General features: G+C 51.4%; 16 protein-coding genes. 2 read left to right on the plus strand and 14 right to left on the minus strand.

Features of this window, described 5'->3' with window-relative positions; all coding sequences use genetic code 11:
- The 11 genes from nlpD to cysD all read right to left on the minus strand — a co-directional run.
- Positions 1 to 964, minus strand: a 964-nt coding sequence (nlpD, locus tag GBAG_RS15865) for a murein hydrolase activator NlpD (protein ID WP_034497942.1), incomplete at its 3' end; no start/stop codon positions are given.
- A 132-nt stretch (positions 965 to 1,096) separates the two neighbouring features.
- Positions 1,097 to 1,723 carry a protein-L-isoaspartate(D-aspartate) O-methyltransferase gene (locus tag GBAG_RS15870; protein ID WP_034497944.1) on the minus strand — a complete coding sequence of 209 codons (627 nt, stop codon included), beginning with the start codon at positions 1,721 to 1,723 and terminating at the stop codon, positions 1,097 to 1,099.
- A complete protein-coding gene (surE, locus tag GBAG_RS15875; RefSeq protein ID WP_034497946.1) occupies positions 1,717 to 2,478 on the minus strand; it encodes a 5'/3'-nucleotidase SurE in 762 nt (253 codons plus the stop codon). Before surE ends, GBAG_RS15870 begins: the two co-directional genes overlap by 7 nt.
- A 113-nt stretch (positions 2,479 to 2,591) precedes the next feature.
- Positions 2,592 to 3,638, minus strand: coding sequence for a tRNA pseudouridine(13) synthase TruD (gene truD, locus GBAG_RS15880; protein WP_081908421.1), 1,047 nt, complete (start codon positions 3,636 to 3,638; stop codon positions 2,592 to 2,594).
- On the minus strand, positions 3,638 to 4,117 hold the full coding sequence (gene ispF, locus GBAG_RS15885; protein ID WP_034497950.1) for a 2-C-methyl-D-erythritol 2,4-cyclodiphosphate synthase: 480 nt from the start codon (positions 4,115 to 4,117) through the stop codon (positions 3,638 to 3,640). Before ispF ends, truD begins: the two co-directional genes overlap by 1 nt.
- Positions 4,117 to 4,827: a 2-C-methyl-D-erythritol 4-phosphate cytidylyltransferase gene (ispD, locus tag GBAG_RS15890; protein ID WP_034497951.1), complete on the minus strand. Its 711-nt coding sequence runs from the start codon at positions 4,825 to 4,827 to the stop codon at positions 4,117 to 4,119. Before ispD ends, ispF begins: the two co-directional genes overlap by 1 nt.
- A 20-nt stretch (positions 4,828 to 4,847) precedes the next feature.
- The gene (gene ftsB / locus GBAG_RS15895; RefSeq protein WP_034497953.1) at positions 4,848 to 5,162 is read right to left on the minus strand and encodes a cell division protein FtsB; all 315 of its coding nucleotides are present in this window, start codon (positions 5,160 to 5,162) and stop codon (positions 4,848 to 4,850) included.
- Positions 5,163 to 5,345: 183 nt separating this feature from the next.
- Positions 5,346 to 5,669 (minus strand): DUF3561 family protein, encoded by a 324-nt coding sequence (locus GBAG_RS15900; RefSeq protein ID WP_034497955.1) that lies wholly within the window; start codon positions 5,667 to 5,669, stop codon positions 5,346 to 5,348.
- 51 nt (positions 5,670 to 5,720) lie between these two features.
- Complete coding sequence (gene cysC / locus GBAG_RS15905) at positions 5,721 to 6,326, minus strand: adenylyl-sulfate kinase (RefSeq protein WP_034497957.1); 606 nt, start codon at positions 6,324 to 6,326, stop codon at positions 5,721 to 5,723.
- On the minus strand, positions 6,326 to 7,753 hold the full coding sequence (gene cysN, locus GBAG_RS15910) for a sulfate adenylyltransferase subunit CysN (RefSeq protein WP_034497959.1): 1,428 nt from the start codon (positions 7,751 to 7,753) through the stop codon (positions 6,326 to 6,328). Before cysN ends, cysC begins: the two co-directional genes overlap by 1 nt.
- 11 nt (positions 7,754 to 7,764) lie before the next feature.
- Positions 7,765 to 8,709, minus strand: coding sequence for a sulfate adenylyltransferase subunit CysD (gene cysD, locus GBAG_RS15915; protein WP_281630317.1), 945 nt, complete (start codon positions 8,707 to 8,709; stop codon positions 7,765 to 7,767).
- 229 nt (positions 8,710 to 8,938) lie between these two features.
- Here cysD and GBAG_RS15920 point away from each other — a divergent pair, with 229 nt between their 5' ends.
- Both GBAG_RS15920 and GBAG_RS15925 read left to right on the plus strand, forming a co-directional pair.
- Complete coding sequence (locus GBAG_RS15920; RefSeq protein ID WP_034497963.1) at positions 8,939 to 9,979, plus strand: aminopeptidase; 1,041 nt, start codon at positions 8,939 to 8,941, stop codon at positions 9,977 to 9,979.
- Between the two features lie 314 nt (positions 9,980 to 10,293).
- Positions 10,294 to 10,674 (plus strand): hypothetical protein, encoded by a 381-nt coding sequence (locus GBAG_RS15925; RefSeq protein WP_034497965.1) that lies wholly within the window; start codon positions 10,294 to 10,296, stop codon positions 10,672 to 10,674.
- A gap of 362 nt (positions 10,675 to 11,036) precedes the next feature.
- Here the strand turns inward: GBAG_RS15925 and cysH are convergent, their stop codons facing one another.
- The 3 genes from cysH to cysJ all read right to left on the minus strand — a co-directional run bounded on the left by cysH (position 11,037) and on the right by cysJ (position 15,420).
- Entirely contained in the window at positions 11,037 to 11,768 is a 732-nt protein-coding gene (cysH, locus tag GBAG_RS15930) for a phosphoadenosine phosphosulfate reductase (protein WP_034497967.1), read from the minus strand.
- Between the two features lie 134 nt (positions 11,769 to 11,902).
- Positions 11,903 to 13,615, minus strand: a complete 1,713-nt coding sequence (gene cysI / locus GBAG_RS15935) for an assimilatory sulfite reductase (NADPH) hemoprotein subunit (protein ID WP_034497969.1) — start codon at positions 13,613 to 13,615, stop codon at positions 11,903 to 11,905.
- On the minus strand, positions 13,615 to 15,420 hold the full coding sequence (gene cysJ / locus GBAG_RS15940) for an NADPH-dependent assimilatory sulfite reductase flavoprotein subunit (RefSeq protein WP_034497971.1): 1,806 nt from the start codon (positions 15,418 to 15,420) through the stop codon (positions 13,615 to 13,617). The genes cysI and cysJ overlap by 1 nt, the downstream gene beginning before the upstream one ends.
- Positions 15,421 to 15,637: the final 217 nt, after the last annotated feature.

Here is a 15,637-nt window from a genome sequence, read left to right on the forward strand (position 1 = left end):
CACTCAGGTAATCATCGTTATGTTTAATGATGATTAGATTACCGTAACCACGCAGCGCGTTACCGGCATAAACCACACGCCCGGAGGCGGTAGCAACAACAGCCTGGCCTTTGCTGCCTGCGATATCGATCCCTTTATTGCCACCTTCGGTAGCAGAGAAGTTCTCAATAACCTTGCCTTCAGTCGGCCAACGCCAGGTCGAAATTGGCGCGCTATCGGACGTGCTGCTGGCAGTTGGTACAGTAGTCGTAGAGCTAACCACAGGTGCCGTAACCGGTGCTGTGACAGTTGTCGCAGTCCCTTTATTATTCGGCAACATTTTGTTATCACTCTGTTCACCTGAATCCTCAGAATACGTAATTACAGGTTTAGAAGCAACCACCGTGGTGCTATTTTGCACAGGCGTAGGCGCAACGCCTTGTGCGCTGGCATCTGCGGTAGTCACGGCATTACCACCGGTGATTGGCGTACCCGAAGCATTACCGATTTGTAGCGTTTGACCCACGTTCAGGCCATACGGTGCCGGTATACTGTTGCGCTGAGCTAAATCACGGAAATCGTTCCCGGTAATCCACGCGATGTAGAAAAGCGTGTCGCCACGTTTAACGGTATAAGTGCTGCCGCCGGTATAGCTACCTTTAGGGATATCGCCATATTTGCGGTTATAAACGATGTGGCCGTTTTGAGTTTGCACTGGCGTTGAAACCACCGGCTGCGTTTGCATCGGCTGGATCGTCGGTTGCTGCTGCACCGGTTGAATTTGTGGAGTCTGGCTTTGGGTGGACATTTTCGGTGGCTGGGTTACCAGCATGCCACCGGAAGAATTGCTGCTGGCATTGCTGTTGCCGCCTACAGAACTGATAGGCGCCTGGCTGTCATTGCTGGTACATCCAGCTAGCCACAGGCTCACCAGCGATAACGCTGCAATACGGCGTAAAGTAAAAGTTGGGCTTCCCGCGCTCATTAATCCCCCAAAAACAATCATATGCTTATGTATGAAAATACGGCAGAACCGGCGCTTACGGCCAGTTATCAAAATCTCGCTGCGCGTAACGTTACGCCAAAAACCTTAGAAAAAAAGCAAGATATTTCCGGGTTATGCCAGTTCACCCTTCACTAAGGGTACAAAACGAACAGCTTCTACCGTATCAATGACAAATTCCCCACCAAGTCGGCGAACGCGCTTCAGATACTGTCTTTCTTCGCCAACCGGGAGAACTAAAACACCACCTTCGTCCAGCTGAGACAATAGCTCGGCGGGAATCTCTGGCGGTGCAGCCGTAACAATAATAGCGTCAAATGGGCTTCGCGCATGCCAGCCCTGCCAGCCATCACCATGACGGGTCGAGATATTGTGCAGATCGAGCTGCTTTAAACGTCGCCTTGCGTGCCATTGCAGGCCTTTGATGCGCTCAACTGAACAAACATGATGCACCAGATGCGCCAAAATAGCCGTTTGATACCCGGAGCCGGTGCCGATTTCCAGCACACGCGACTCAGGAGTTAACTCCAGCAACTCGGTCATTCTGGCAACCATGTAGGGTTGTGAGATGGTTTGGCCTGAGCCAATCGGTAATGCCGTATTCTCCCAGGCTTTGTGTTCAAACGCTTCATCGACAAATTTTTCTCGCGGCACCGACGCAATCGCATTCAGAACTTTTTCGTCCGTTATGCCTTGATTACGCAGCTGTGTGAGAAGGGCTTGTACGCGTTTGCTTACCATTGCTCATCCACTCCTGATTTGTTCAACCAGTGGCTGACGACCTCGCGAGCGCTATGGGCAGTCAGGTCAACATGCAATGGCGTTACCGAAACATAGCCTTCATCAACGGCGGCAAAATCGGTATCCGGGCCTGCATCGAATTTATCGCCCGGAGGCCCAATCCAATACAGCGTATTTCCACGTGGATCTTCTTGCGGAATGACTTTATCTGAAGGGTGACGGCTGCCACAGCGAGTCACCCGGATGCCCTTGATTTGATCAAGCGGCAAGTCCGGCACATTAATATTTAAAATGCGCCCGGTACGCAGCGGCTCACGCATTAGCGCACGCAAAATTGTGCATGTCACGGCAGCGGCCGTTTCATAGTGCTCATGGCCATTAAGCGAAACAGCCAGCGCCGGAATGCCCAAATGCCGTCCTTCCATCGCCGCCGCAACGGTACCGGAATAGATAACGTCATCGCCCAGGTTTGGCCCCGCGTTGATACCGGAAACCACCACTTCAGGGGCAGGACGCATCAAAGCATTCACGCCGAGATAGACACAGTCTGTCGGCGTGCCCATTTGCACAGAAATATCGCCGTTTGCCAGCGTGAAAGTTCGTAATGAAGATTCGAGCGTCAGTGAGTTTGAAGCCCCACTGCGATTACGGTCAGGGGCAACAACCTGCACTTGAGCAAATTCCCTTAGTCGGGCAGCCAGAACTTGAATGCCCGGCGCGTTGACCCCGTCATCGTTACTCAAAAGTATTCTCATATTGAATTTACAAAGCTTCTTATTGTTTTATCCCAGATAGCTGATTTTAGTGCAGCCGTCATGAAATTGTTGCTGTTTTTGTAACATTCACAACCAAGAACTGTCCAGGATTACTATTCGGCAATATCAGCATAACCGCCCGGTGCGTTCATTAGTTCACGCACTACGCTTGTCGCGAAACTCCCGGCTGGCAGCCAGAATTTCAGCTCAACGGTAATATCATCCCACCAGGCCCAGCTTAACTCTTTCGGCATGACCAACATGGCGCGACGCGCCGCTTCTACACGCTCACGTACTAACAGTGACTGTAAATCCGTTTCCTGCGCCACACACTCTTGCTCAAACGTAAGTGCTGCGTTTTGCGAACCCCAGGCGCCATCACCTGGCAATGGCGCGGTAATCAGCAATTCACCCGCATCAACACGGTTTTGCAGCTCGGGCATCTCTTCAGGCGTTGCGACAAACCAGCTCCCACGCCCGGCGAGTTGCAAAGCGTCGCCGTCGATAACCTGGTTAAAGTCCGGCTTTTTCAGCCTTTCGCTGACAATCTGGTTAAACATGGCGCTGCGGGCTGCGGACAGATAAAAACTGCGTTTATTGCGGTCACGGATTGGCGCATTGCTTTGCGCCCAACGCACCGCCTGATGCAGGTTATTACCTGCAATACCAAAACGCTGGCTGCCAAAGTAGTTCGGCACGCCCTGGTGCAGAATTTTATTCAGGCGCTGTTCAAGCTCCGCGCGGTCACTCACGTCGCGCAGGACCAGCGTGAAGTTGTTACCTTTCAAAGCACCGAGGCGCAGTTTACGGCGGTGACGGGCATATTCCAGCACCTGGCACCCTTCGAGTTGAAAAGCGCTCATACTCGGCATTTCTTTACCCGGCAGACGTACGCAGAACCACTGCTCGGTTACTGCATGCTTGTCTTTCTGCCCGGCAAAGCTCACTTCACGGGCAGGAACCTTCAGATATTTCGCCAGCGCATCAGCAACAAAGCGTGTGTTGCAGCCATTTTTCAGGATGCGTAACAGTAGTTGCTCGCCGTCGCCATCCGGCCCAAAACCCAGGTCTTCGATAACCACGAAGTCCTCTGGACTGGCTTTGATTAACCCGGTGCCTTGTGGCTTGCCGTGCAGCCAGGTCAGATTCTGCATATCCATTATTTACGCGCCTTATGCAGCAGAGCGACCGCTTCACACGCAATACCTTCGCCACGACCGGTAAAGCCGAGCTTTTCGGTGGTGGTGGCTTTCACGTTAACATCATCCATATGGCAGCCAAGATCTTCGGCAATAAACACGCGCATCTGCGGGATGTGCGGTGCCATTTTTGGCGCCTGCGCAATAATAGTCACATCGACGTTACCCAGGGTGAAACCTTTAGCCTGAATGCGACGCCACGCTTCACGCAGCAACTCGCGGCTGTCAGCGCCTTTAAACGCCGGGTCAGTATCCGGGAATAATTTACCGATATCCCCTAAAGCCGCCGCCCCCAACAAAGCATCTGTTAATGCGTGCAGCGCGACATCACCATCAGAGTGAGCGAGCAGCCCCTTTTCGAACGGTACACGTACGCCACCAATGATAATCGGGCCTTCTCCACCAAAGGCGTGTACATCAAAACCATGTCCAATACGCATTATTCAGTCTCCGTTTGGGTTAACCGCGTGAGGTAAAACTCCGCCAACGCCAGGTCTTCAGGACGAGTCACTTTTATATTATCGGCGCGGGCGCTAATTAATTCGGGATGGAAGCCACAATACTCAAGCGCTGAGGCTTCATCTGTAATCGAGGCGTGTTCATCGAGTGCGCGCTGCAAGCAGGTTCGCAGCAATTCCAGCGGGAACAGTTGTGGCGTTAAAGCATGCCAGAGGTCTTCGCGATCGACGGTGTGGGCTATCAGGTTTTTTCCCGGCTCGCCACGTTTCATGGTGTCGCGCACGGGTGCAGCCAGAATGCCGCCAATTTTGCTGGTTTCAGTTATCGCTAATAAACGCGCTAAATCATCCTGATGTAAGCATGGGCGCGCTGCATCATGTACCAGTACCCATTGAGCGCCTTGCACCACATTTAGCCCGGCAAGCACGGAATCAGCACGTTGCGCTCCGCCCGCAATGACCGTCACATCTGGGTGTGAAGCAAGAGGCAAAGAGGCAAACCAGTTGTCGGTAGGGCTAATGGCGATAATGACATGAGCCACGCGTGGATGGGCCATCAGGCTTGCCACCGCATGTTCAAGAATAGTTTTATTGCCGATTTTTAGATATTGCTTAGGACATTCCGTTTGCATGCGGCTGCCGATACCTGCTGCCGGCACCACGGCAATTACGTCCGGGGAGGAGTCTGCCATGTAGATTCACTTACGCTTGATTATCGATTGTTCTGCCCGGCAGTGTTGCCTAAGCGCTTAGAGCTATCGGGTACCAGGCGGTAGAAAGTTTCACCCGGTTTGGTCATGCTGAGTTCGTTACGCGCACGCTCTTCAATGGCTTCCTGGCCGCCATTAAGATCGTCAATTTCAGCGAACAGCTGATCGTTACGCGCCTTAAGCTTGGCGTTCGTCGCCTGCTGAGCGGTAACATCGTCGTTCACACGCGTGTAATCATGTACGCCGTTTTTTCCAAACCACAGCGAATACTGCAACCAGACCAACAAAGCCAGTAACAGCAACGTTAGTTTACCCATCCTGCCCCCTGAAAAACGGCACAATCATCGCACAAAATTTTATCGAGCTTCGCTCTGGGCCCAAAATGGCCCCTCGTATTTGCGGCAGAATTTATCACAGATAGCGGCAACATGCGCGTTTGGAGGCGAGTTAGCGAACTTGCGGTCATAAATAGTCTGTTACGGTTTGGTAAATATTTACGGCTAACCCATCAGCCATAAGAATAGAATGCCGAACATGAGTGCCACGGCCAGCACCGTGGCCGCGCAGCTATATACCACGCGTCCGCGCAGCAAAGAGTGCAAGGCAATCCCTACTACCACCGCAACAGGGAGGAGCGCAAGGAAGAATGGCCAGGTATAGAGGAAGAAAAACAGGGTGTTAGGGCCGTAAACCAGGAACGGAATGCCCAGCGCCAATAGCCACGACAAAAAACCGATAAACGCCCCGGCCAATGACCAGGTCGTCTCTTCGGTGCCAGGGCTTGCTTCAGCCGATGTAATAGCGATATTGGTACTATTGCGCATAACGAATCCATAAACCCTGCAAGCCAGGTACGAAACAATCCTGGCAATCTCTTAGGTTTTGATAATAACGTCACGCCGCAACAGGTCTAATAATTGCGCAATCAAATTTGTTACTAATTGTTCGCCGCCTAAGTGTATTTCCGGGTTCTCTGGGGCCTCGTAAACCGAGTCAATTCCAGTGAAATTACGTAACTCACCGGCACGGGCTTTTTTGTACAAACCTTTCGGATCACGCGCTTCGCAGATAGAAAGTGGTGTATCAACAAACACTTCAATAAACCGCCCTTCCCCGACAAGCTCGCGCACCATCTGGCGTTCTGCTCGATGAGGAGAAATAAATGCGGTCAGCACCACCAGCCCCGCATCGGCCATCAGCCTGGCAACTTCACCGACGCGGCGGATGTTTTCTTTACGATCTGCATCACTAAAGCCCAGATCGCTGCACAAACCGTGGCGCACATTATCGCCATCCAGCAAATAAGTGCTGACGCCAAGTTTGTGTAACGCCTCTTCCAGCGCACCTGCAATGGTCGATTTACCCGAGCCGGAAAGCCCGGTAAACCACAGCACCGCGCCCCGGTGCTGATGAAGTTTTTCACGCTGCTCAACCGTTACTGGATGCGCATGCCAGACGACGTTTTCGTCGTGCTCAGCCATTATTTGCCTCCCAGCAAATCACGTGCGCCCCAGTGTGGGAAGTGTCTGCGCACCAGCGCATTCAGTTCCAGCTCAAACGCGCTAAACGCAGAAGGTTCCTGATACACCTGTTCTTGCGGCTCACGCACCATTCCGGCACCCACCGTCACGTTGGTCAGTCGGTCGATGAAAATCAGCCCGCCAGTCACCGGGTTTTCCTGGTATTTATCCAGCACCAACGGTTCGTCAAAGGTCAAATCCACCAGACCGATACCGTTGAGCGGCAGGGTTTCCACCACGCGCTGGGTCAGGCTGTTAATTTCAACCTGATAATGAATGTTATCAACGCGAGCGCGGGTTTTCTTCCCGGCCACTTTGATGTCATAGCTTTGGCCCGGCACCAGCGGTTGCTCCGCCATCCACACCACATCGACTTTCGCTGTCTGTACCGCAGGCTGTGCGTCGGCAGCATCCACCAGCAAATCCCCACGGCTGATGTCGATTTCATCTTTCAGCACCAGCGTAATCGCTTCGCCCGCAGCGGCTTGTTGCAAATCTCCATCAAAAGTGACGATTCGCGCAATGGTTGACTCAACGCCCGATGGCAGAACTTTTACCCGCTGGCCGACGTTAACAATGCCTGAAGCCAGCGTCCCGGCATAACCACGGAAATCGAGATTCGGGCGGTTCACGTACTGAACCGGGAAACGCATCGGCTGTTGCTCAACGGTGCGTTTCACCTCTACCGTTTCCAGAAGCTCCAATAAAGTCGGGCCGGTGTACCACGGCATGCTGGCACTTTGGGTCGCCACGTTGTCGCCTTCGAGAGCCGAAAGCGGCACAAAACGAATATCCAGATCTGCCGGAAGCTGCTCAGCAAAAGTCAGGTAATCCTGTTTGATCTGCTCAAATCTATCTTCGCTGTAATCCACCAGATCCATTTTGTTAACCGCGACCACCAGATGTTTGATCCCCAGCAGCGTGGAGATAAAACTGTGGCGACGCGTTTGATCCAGCACGCTTTTGCGCGCATCGATCAACAGGATCGCCAACTCACAGGTAGACGCACCGGTCGCCATATTACGGGTGTACTGCTCATGCCCCGGCGTGTCGGCAATAATAAACTTACGTTTTTCCGTCGAGAAATAACGGTATGCCACGTCGATAGTAATGCCTTGCTCGCGCTCGGCTTGCAGACCATCCACCAGCAAGGCCAGATCCAGTTTTTCACCCTGCGTACCGTGGCGTTTGCTGTCGGTATGCAGGGAAGAAAGTTGATCTTCATAAATCTGGCGAGTGTCATGCAGCAGGCGGCCAATCAGGGTACTTTTGCCGTCATCGACGCTGCCGCAGGTCAGGAAACGCAGCAGGCTTTTATGTTGTTGCGCGTGCAGATAGGCTTCAACGCCGCCTTCATCAGCAATTTGTTGTGCAATAGTGGTGTTCATCTGGCGGCTCCTTAGAAATAACCCTGGCGTTTTTTAAGCTCCATGGAGCCTGCCTGGTCGCGGTCAATTGCCCGCCCTTGACGTTCACTGGTGGTCGAAACCAGCATCTCTTCGATGATTTCCGGCAGCGTCTGCGCTTCGGACTCAACGGCACCGGTCAGCGGCCAGCAGCCCAGGGTACGGAAGCGCACCATTTTCTGCTCAATCACTTCGCCAGGTTGTAAATCGATGCGGTCGTCATCCACCATCAACAGCATGCCATCACGCTCCAGCACAGGGCGTGGTGCGGCCAGATACAACGGCACGATTTCGATATTTTCCAGGAAGATGTACTGCCAGATATCCAGCTCGGTCCAGTTAGAAAGTGGGAACACGCGAATGCTCTCGCCTTTGTTAATCTGGCCGTTGTAGTTGTGCCACAGCTCCGGGCGCTGGTTTTTAGGATCCCAGCGGTGGAAGCGGTCACGGAAAGAATAGATACGTTCTTTCGCACGTGATTTTTCTTCATCACGCCGCGCGCCACCAAAAGCGGCATCAAACCCGTACTTACTCAGTGCCTGTTTCAGCCCTTCGGTTTTCATGATGTCGGTATGTTTAGCGCTACCGTGCACGAACGGGTTAATTCCCATCGCCACGCCTTCCGGGTTTTTATGCACCAGCAGCTCAAAACCGTAGTTCTTCGCGGTGCGGTCACGGAAATCGTACATCTCGCGGAATTTCCAGCCGGTATCAACATGCAGCAGTGGGAAAGGAAGCGTGCCTGGGTAGAAGGCTTTACGGGCCAAATGCAACATCACCGAGGAGTCTTTGCCAATGGAATACATCATCACCGGATTAGCAAATTCGGCTGCGACCTCACGGATGATATGGATGCTTTCCGCCTCCAGTTGCCGTAAGTGAGTAAGTCGTTTCTGGTCCATAACCTTCCCTTTGCCGAGGTTTAGTACGGAGGACATGCCCCCGTTTAAAAATTCATTAGGGGACTATACGGCTGAGGTTTATTTGTTATGAAATTACGAATTGGAATGAGTAGTTCCACAAAGGAATAACGCCGTGGAAATGCAAATCACAAAATGTGCTTTACCCACGAGATAATGCGGCTTTCAGAGCAATTGAAATTGTGTAACGTCCATCACAGTTTCATACTACGCGGGCAAAAATTTTTCTCTTTGAAAGGGACCCACTATGTTTTCCGCATTGCGCCACTCGCTGACCAGCCTGGCGCTAAGCATTTGCTGTACTTTGCCAGCATTAGCAGGTCACTCGCCAATTGGCGAAATGGCCAGTCAACAAACTCGCCACATTGCGACGGTATTCCCAGGGCGCATGACGGGCAGTCCTTCGGAAATGTTAGCGGCGGATTACCTCAAGCAACAATTTAGCCAGCTTGGCTACCAAAGCGATATTCGCCGCTTTAATACCCGCTATCTTTACACCACCAAAGACGGTCATCAGAGTTGGCATAACGTGAGCGCCAGTTCGGTCATTGCTGCCCGCGAGGGCGTTGATCCACAGCAAATTATCATCATGGCGCATCTCGATACCTATTCTCCGCTCAGTGATAACGATGTGAATAACAATCTTGGCGGCTTAACACTGCAAGGTGTAGATGACAACGCGTCTGGTTTGGGCGTGATGCTCGAACTTGCTGCGCGCATGAAAGAGATCCCAACACGTTATGGCATTCGTTTTATCGCCACCAGCGGTGAAGAAATTGGCACGCTGGGCGCGGAAGATATACTCAAACGCATGTCGGCCCGTGAGAAGAAAAACACGCTGCTGGTGATCAATCTCGATAACTTAATTGTCGGCGACAAACTCTACTTCAATAGCGGGAAAGCAACATCGACTGCGGTCAGTAAATTAACGCGCGATCGGGCGTTAAAACTGGCACATAAGTTTGGCGTTCAGGCCACGACGAATCCGGGGCTGAATGCTGCCTATCCCAAAGGCACCGGCTGTTGCAGCGATACCAACGTCTTTGACGAGGCTGGAATTCCGGTGCTTTATGTTGAAGCAACGAACTGGTCGCTGGGCAAAAAAGATGGTTATCAGCAACGCGCGAAGAGCAAAGCCTTCCCGGAGGGAACCAGTTGGCATAACGCTCTGATTGATAACCAACAGTATCTGGATAAATGGCTCCCGCATCGTATCGAAAAACGCAGTCATGATGTGGTACGCGTGATGTTGCCGCTGGTAAAAGAGCTGGCGAAAGCAGGGAAATAAAAGAAAAATTGAATTTAGAGTTTCTTTCTGCAAGTTCAATATTTATCCCCGCTTCTCGCGGAAATGGGGAGACATCATTCATCGTCTCCCCATTTCTAATGCTTAGGCCCACGACATGCGTTCTAATCAGGAATACGGATATGCAAGTATAATGTTACAGTTCTAACAGCTATTCTAAAAAATCGCGATAAGCTATGGTCTGTTTTCATACTTAATAACTGTCTATATGAAAATAGGCACTTTTTGAGAACTTTATAAACTGACCTTCTAATATTGTCCCATCTCAAATCAATATTTAAAACTGGAGAAACAATATGAGTGGAACAAACACAAAAGAAATTGTAGGCACTTATATAAGTGAAGAAAAGGATTTCATTCTGAAAATAACAGAATGTGATTATCATACGGGTATCTATAAAGGGACGTTTTACACTAAAGATTCTCCGCTAGGAGAAATGACATATGATATCCAGGGGCAATATACTTTCTCTGGTTCAAACAGATACCCATGCATGGTTGGTTTTTCAATAGGTATACGGCCTTCAGGATATTGGGATTACGTTTTTTCTGATTACTGGACCGGCTCACGAGATGAGAAGGGCCAAATACTTATGAGTGGTGCAAGAGCTTATATGGAAGATAATGGGTTACGTGAGACGTATTCATTTGACTCAATCATTTTTAACTTGCAGTAAGTCTATTTTAGAGAGACCGAGTGAGCAAATTGCTCACTCGAATTATTATTTTTTATATCGTTAAATACCAGCCTATACAATATGAGCATAAGTCAAGTATGAAGCAAGGCTAAAACTTTATCATTTGGGCCATAATGATACATTCCCTAATATTACTAAAGCCATCCCAACCAGTAATTACAGGATAAAAAATAGTCATAGCTAAAGTATTACATAAAATAAATTATTCAGTTATTGATTAATAACAACATAATTATCAAGACAGAAAAATTAGAGAGAGCTGGATAAATTGCGCTCACAAAAATGGAACAGCTCGACCCTCTCCCACTTAGGATACAAGATCGAACTGAATGGCATAATGATTACTCGTGCAAGCCGCACTCACGTTTCAGACCGAAGAAGCGAGTTTCCTCTTCTGCCATACCTTCTTCCCATTTCCGCGTAGTGTGTGTGTCGCCTACTGAAAGGTAGCCTTGATCCCACAACGGGTGATATTTCAAACCGTTGGCGGTGAGGTACTGGTAAACTTGGCGGTTGTCCCAGTCGATAATCGGCAGAATTTTAAATACTTCGCGTTGAATCGCCAGCACCGGCAAGTTTGCACGGCTGCCCGATTGCTCGCGGCGCAGGCCAGCAAACCAGGTTTGCCCGTTTAGCTCACGCAGCGCACGGTTCATCGGCTCCACTTTGTTGATGTCATTGTATTTCTCAATGCCTTCAACGCCCTGCTCCCACAATTTGCCGTAACGCGCTTCTTGCCACGCCGCACTTTCCTTCGCGCTGTAAACTTTCAGGTTCAGCTTCAGCTTGTCGGTCAGCTCATCAATAAACTGGTAAGTTTCCGGGAACAGATAGCCGGTATCGGTGAGGATAACCGGAATATCCGGAAACTGCTGAGTGACCAGATGCAAACTTACCGCCGCCTGAATACCAAAACTAGAAGAGAGCACAAACTCGCCCGGCAGATTCTCCAGCGACCAGGTAACACGCTCCTGCGCCGTGAGTTTTTCGAGCTGGCTGTTGACCTCGGCCAGCGCCATCACGCGCTCAACTTTTGGCAATTCATTGAGCGCTTTTAAATCGAGTACAGGCATAGATACCTCGCTAAATAGTATTCCCTCTCCCTGGGGAGAGGGTTAGGGCGACCCATGTCGAATGCTGACGCACGTAGTAAGCCCAGCCCCCCCTCATCCCGGCCTTCTCCCCCAGGAGAAGGAGAAGAATAGTGTTAGTCCCACAAGTCCCGAGCCGGGTCCAATACCGGGCGAATGATCCCCGCACGGATGGTGAAATCGCCAAAGCCTTCGTCAGCTTCACGCTCTTTCGACCAGCGCCCCACCAGTTCATCAATCGAAGCCAGAATTTCCGGTTCGGTGATATTTTCGCGGTACATACGCGGGATACGCGTGCCGATACGGTTGCCACCGATGTGCAGGTTGTAACGCCCTGGCGCTTTGCCTACCAGGCCAATTTCAGCCAGTAACGCGCGCCCACAGCCGTTCGGGCAGCCGGTAACACGCGTGACGATGTGTTCATCCGGCACATTGTGTTTCTCCAGCACTTCTTCAACTTTAGTCACAAACTGCGGCAGGAAGCGTTCAGCTTCTGCCATCGCCAGCGGGCAAGTCGGGAAGGCAACACAGGCCATCGAGTTTTCACGCTGTGGTTTCACCGCGTTCATCAGGCCGCTTTCTTTAGCAATTTTCTCGATTGCCGCTTTCTCGCTTGCCGGAACGCCCGCCACGATCAGGTTCTGGTTGGCAGTCAGGCGGAAATCGCCTTTGTGGATCTTTGCGATCTCCATCAAGCCGGTTTTCAGTGGGCGGCCCGGGTAATCGAGGATGCGGCCATTTTCGATAAACAGCGTCAGGTGCCATTTGTCGTCGATGCCTTTTACCCAGCCAATACGATCGCCACGCCCGGTAAATTCATACGGGCGAATCGGCTCGAACGTAATGCCTGCGCGACGTTCAACTTCGGCTTTAAACACGTCAACACCGACGCGTTCGAGGGTGTATTTGGTTTTAGCATTTTTACGGTCGGTACGGTTGCCCCAGTCGCGTTGTGTGGTGACAACGGCTTCGGCAACGGCCAGCGTGTGCTCAAGCGGAATGTAACCAAACTCGCTCGCGGTACGTGCGTAAGTCGCTTTATTACCGTGTTCTATAGACAAGCCGCCGCCCACCAGCAGGTTGAAGCCCACCAGCTTGCCGTCTTTGGCGATCGCGATGAAGTTCATGTCGTTGGCATGAAGATCGACATCGTTCTGCGGCGGCACAACGACCGTGGTTTTAAACTTACGCGGCAGATACGTTTCACCGAGGATCGGCTCTTCGTCGGTGGTCGCGACTTTCTCTTTATCCCACCAGATCTCAGCGTAAGCACGGGTGCGTGGCAGCAAATGCTCAGAGAGTTTTTTCGCCCATTCGTAGGCTTCCTGGTGTAGTTCAGACTCCACCGGGTTAGACGTACAAAGCACGTTACGGTTGACGTCGTTGGCGGTTGCCAGCGCGTCCAGCCCGACTTCATGCAGCATTTCGTGAGCCGGTTTCACGTTCTTTTTCAGAATGCCGTGAAACTGGAAAGTCTGACGGTTGGTCAGACGAATGCTGCCGTAAATGGTTTTATCTTCGGCAAATTTATCAATCGCACGCCACTGTTCGGTGGTAATAATCCCGCCCGGCAGACGGCAGCGCAGCATCATGGCGTGGCGTGGCTCAAGCTTTTGCTCCGCACGTTCAGCACGAATATCGCGGTCATCTTGCTGATACATACCGTGGAAACGAATGAGCAGGAAGTTGTCGCCTCTGAAGCCGCCGGTCAGCCCGTCCTGCAAATCTTCTTTGATGGTACCGCGCAGATAATTGCTTTCGCGTTTCAGGCGCTCGGCATCACTCAATTTGCCTTCGACCACTAATGGTCCTGGGTGTTTTTCGCTCATTAGTAGACATCTCGCTGATAACGGCGCTCAACGCGCAGCTCACTTAAAAATTCATCTGCCGTTTCGAGGTCCATGCCACCGAACTCAGCTACCACTTCCAGTAATGCTTGCTCTACGTCTTTTGCCATGCGATTTGCATCGCCGCAGACGTAAATGTGGGCGCCTTCGTTAATCCAGCTCCACAGTTCCGCGCCTTTTTCGCGCAGTTTATCTTGTACGTATATTTTATGTTCCTGGTCGCGTGACCAGGCGAGACTGATATTGGTTAGCAGGCCGTCTTTGACGTAGCGCTGCCATTCAACCTGATAAAGGAAATCATCAGTAAAGTGCGGGTTGCCGAAGAACAGCCAGTTCTTACCGCTTGCTCCGTCGTTTTCACGCTGTTGCATGAAGGCGCGGAAAGGCGCGATACCTGTGCCTGGGCCAATCATAATCACCGGGGTTTCCGGGTTGGCTGGCAGGCGGAAGTTGTCGTTATGTTCGATGAACACACGCACTTCGCCATCTTCTTCCAGGCGATCGGCCAGGAAGCCAGATGCACCGCCAGTGCGTGCGCGGCCTTCGATGTCATAACGCACCACGCCGACTGTAATGTGCACTTCGTTTTCTGCTTCTGCCTGCGACGATGCGATGGAATAGAGGCGCGGCGTCAGTGGGCGCAGCAGTTCAACCAGCTGCTCAGCAGTTAATTCTGCTGGCGCGTAACGCACCATATCCACGATTGGCGTGTTCTGCGCAAAGTGTTGCAGCTTGGTTTTATCGCCAACCAAATCCAGCAATGCGGCATTGCGAGTCACCTGCGCGTATTTCTCAACGATATTGACGGTGTTAATCGTCAACTCGAAATGCCATTCCAGCGCTTCACTCAGCGGCAGTGTTTTGCCATCGACGGTGACGCTTTCATCGCCTTTGAGCCATAACAGTTCGACGAGCTCTTTCACCAGGGCTGGATCGTTTTGATACCAGACACCCAGCGCATCGCCCGGCTGGTAACGCAGACCGGAATCACCCAAATCAATCTCGAAATGGCGCACGTCTTTTTCAGAATCGCGGCCGGTGATTTTCTGGTTAACCGCAAGCGATGCAGCCAGTGGCGCTTCTTTAGTGTAAGGGCTTGAGAAAACTTCGTTGACCACGCCCGTTGCTGTCACTGCTGCTTGTGCCGGAGTTTCCGCCGGGACACGGGATTTCAGCACTTCAACAATTTTTGCCCGCCACTGCTCGGCTGCTGGCTGGAATTCGACATCGGTATCAACACGATCAAGCAGGCGTTCGCCGCCCAATTCCGCCAGTTTGGTATCAAAGTCTTTACCGGACTGGCAGAAGAATTCGTAAGAGGTGTCGCCCAGACTAAAGACGGCAAATGCCGTATCCGGGAGTTTTGGTGCTTTTTTCGAGAAGAGGAATTTATGCAACGCCACCGCTTCTTCAGGCGGCTCACCTTCACCCTGGGTTGAGGTAACAACAATCAGCAGTTTTTCCTGGGCAATTTGTTTGAATTTGTAGTCGCCCGCATTAACCAGATTGACGTTCAGTTTTGCTGCCAGCAAATCGTCGCGTAATTGTTCGCTCACGCGACGTGCGTTCCCGGTTTGGGATGCGGAAATCAACGTAATCACCGGAATTTCTGCCGCAGGTGCCTGAGCTGTGGTAACAGCACCCGGTTGTTGATTAATCATTCCCCAGAAATAGCCCGATAACCAGGCCAGTTGAGTCTGCGAGAAATCAGTTGTCGCCGCCTGGAGGCGTGCCAGTTGCTCCGGTGTCAGCGGTAGCAACGCGGTCGGTGGGGCCTGAGTCGTCATGCGTATTGGGTTCCAGTAGCAAAGGTCCGTTTTCAAGAATAAACGGCAATAAGGTAAGGTTAACCAGAGCGATAGTAACAATTAAAGAAGGGATAGAAATAACAAATAACCAAAATGACTAACCGCTTTTATGGGTAATTCATAACGTTAAAAGTGGTTATCTAAGCCCATGAAAAACAAAAGATAAAATAGAAAAGAAGCAGAGATACAGGGATTT

The organism is Buttiauxella agrestis ATCC 33320 (assembly GCF_000735355.1).
In the GTDB taxonomy this organism is placed as follows: domain Bacteria; phylum Pseudomonadota; class Gammaproteobacteria; order Enterobacterales; family Enterobacteriaceae; genus Buttiauxella; species Buttiauxella agrestis.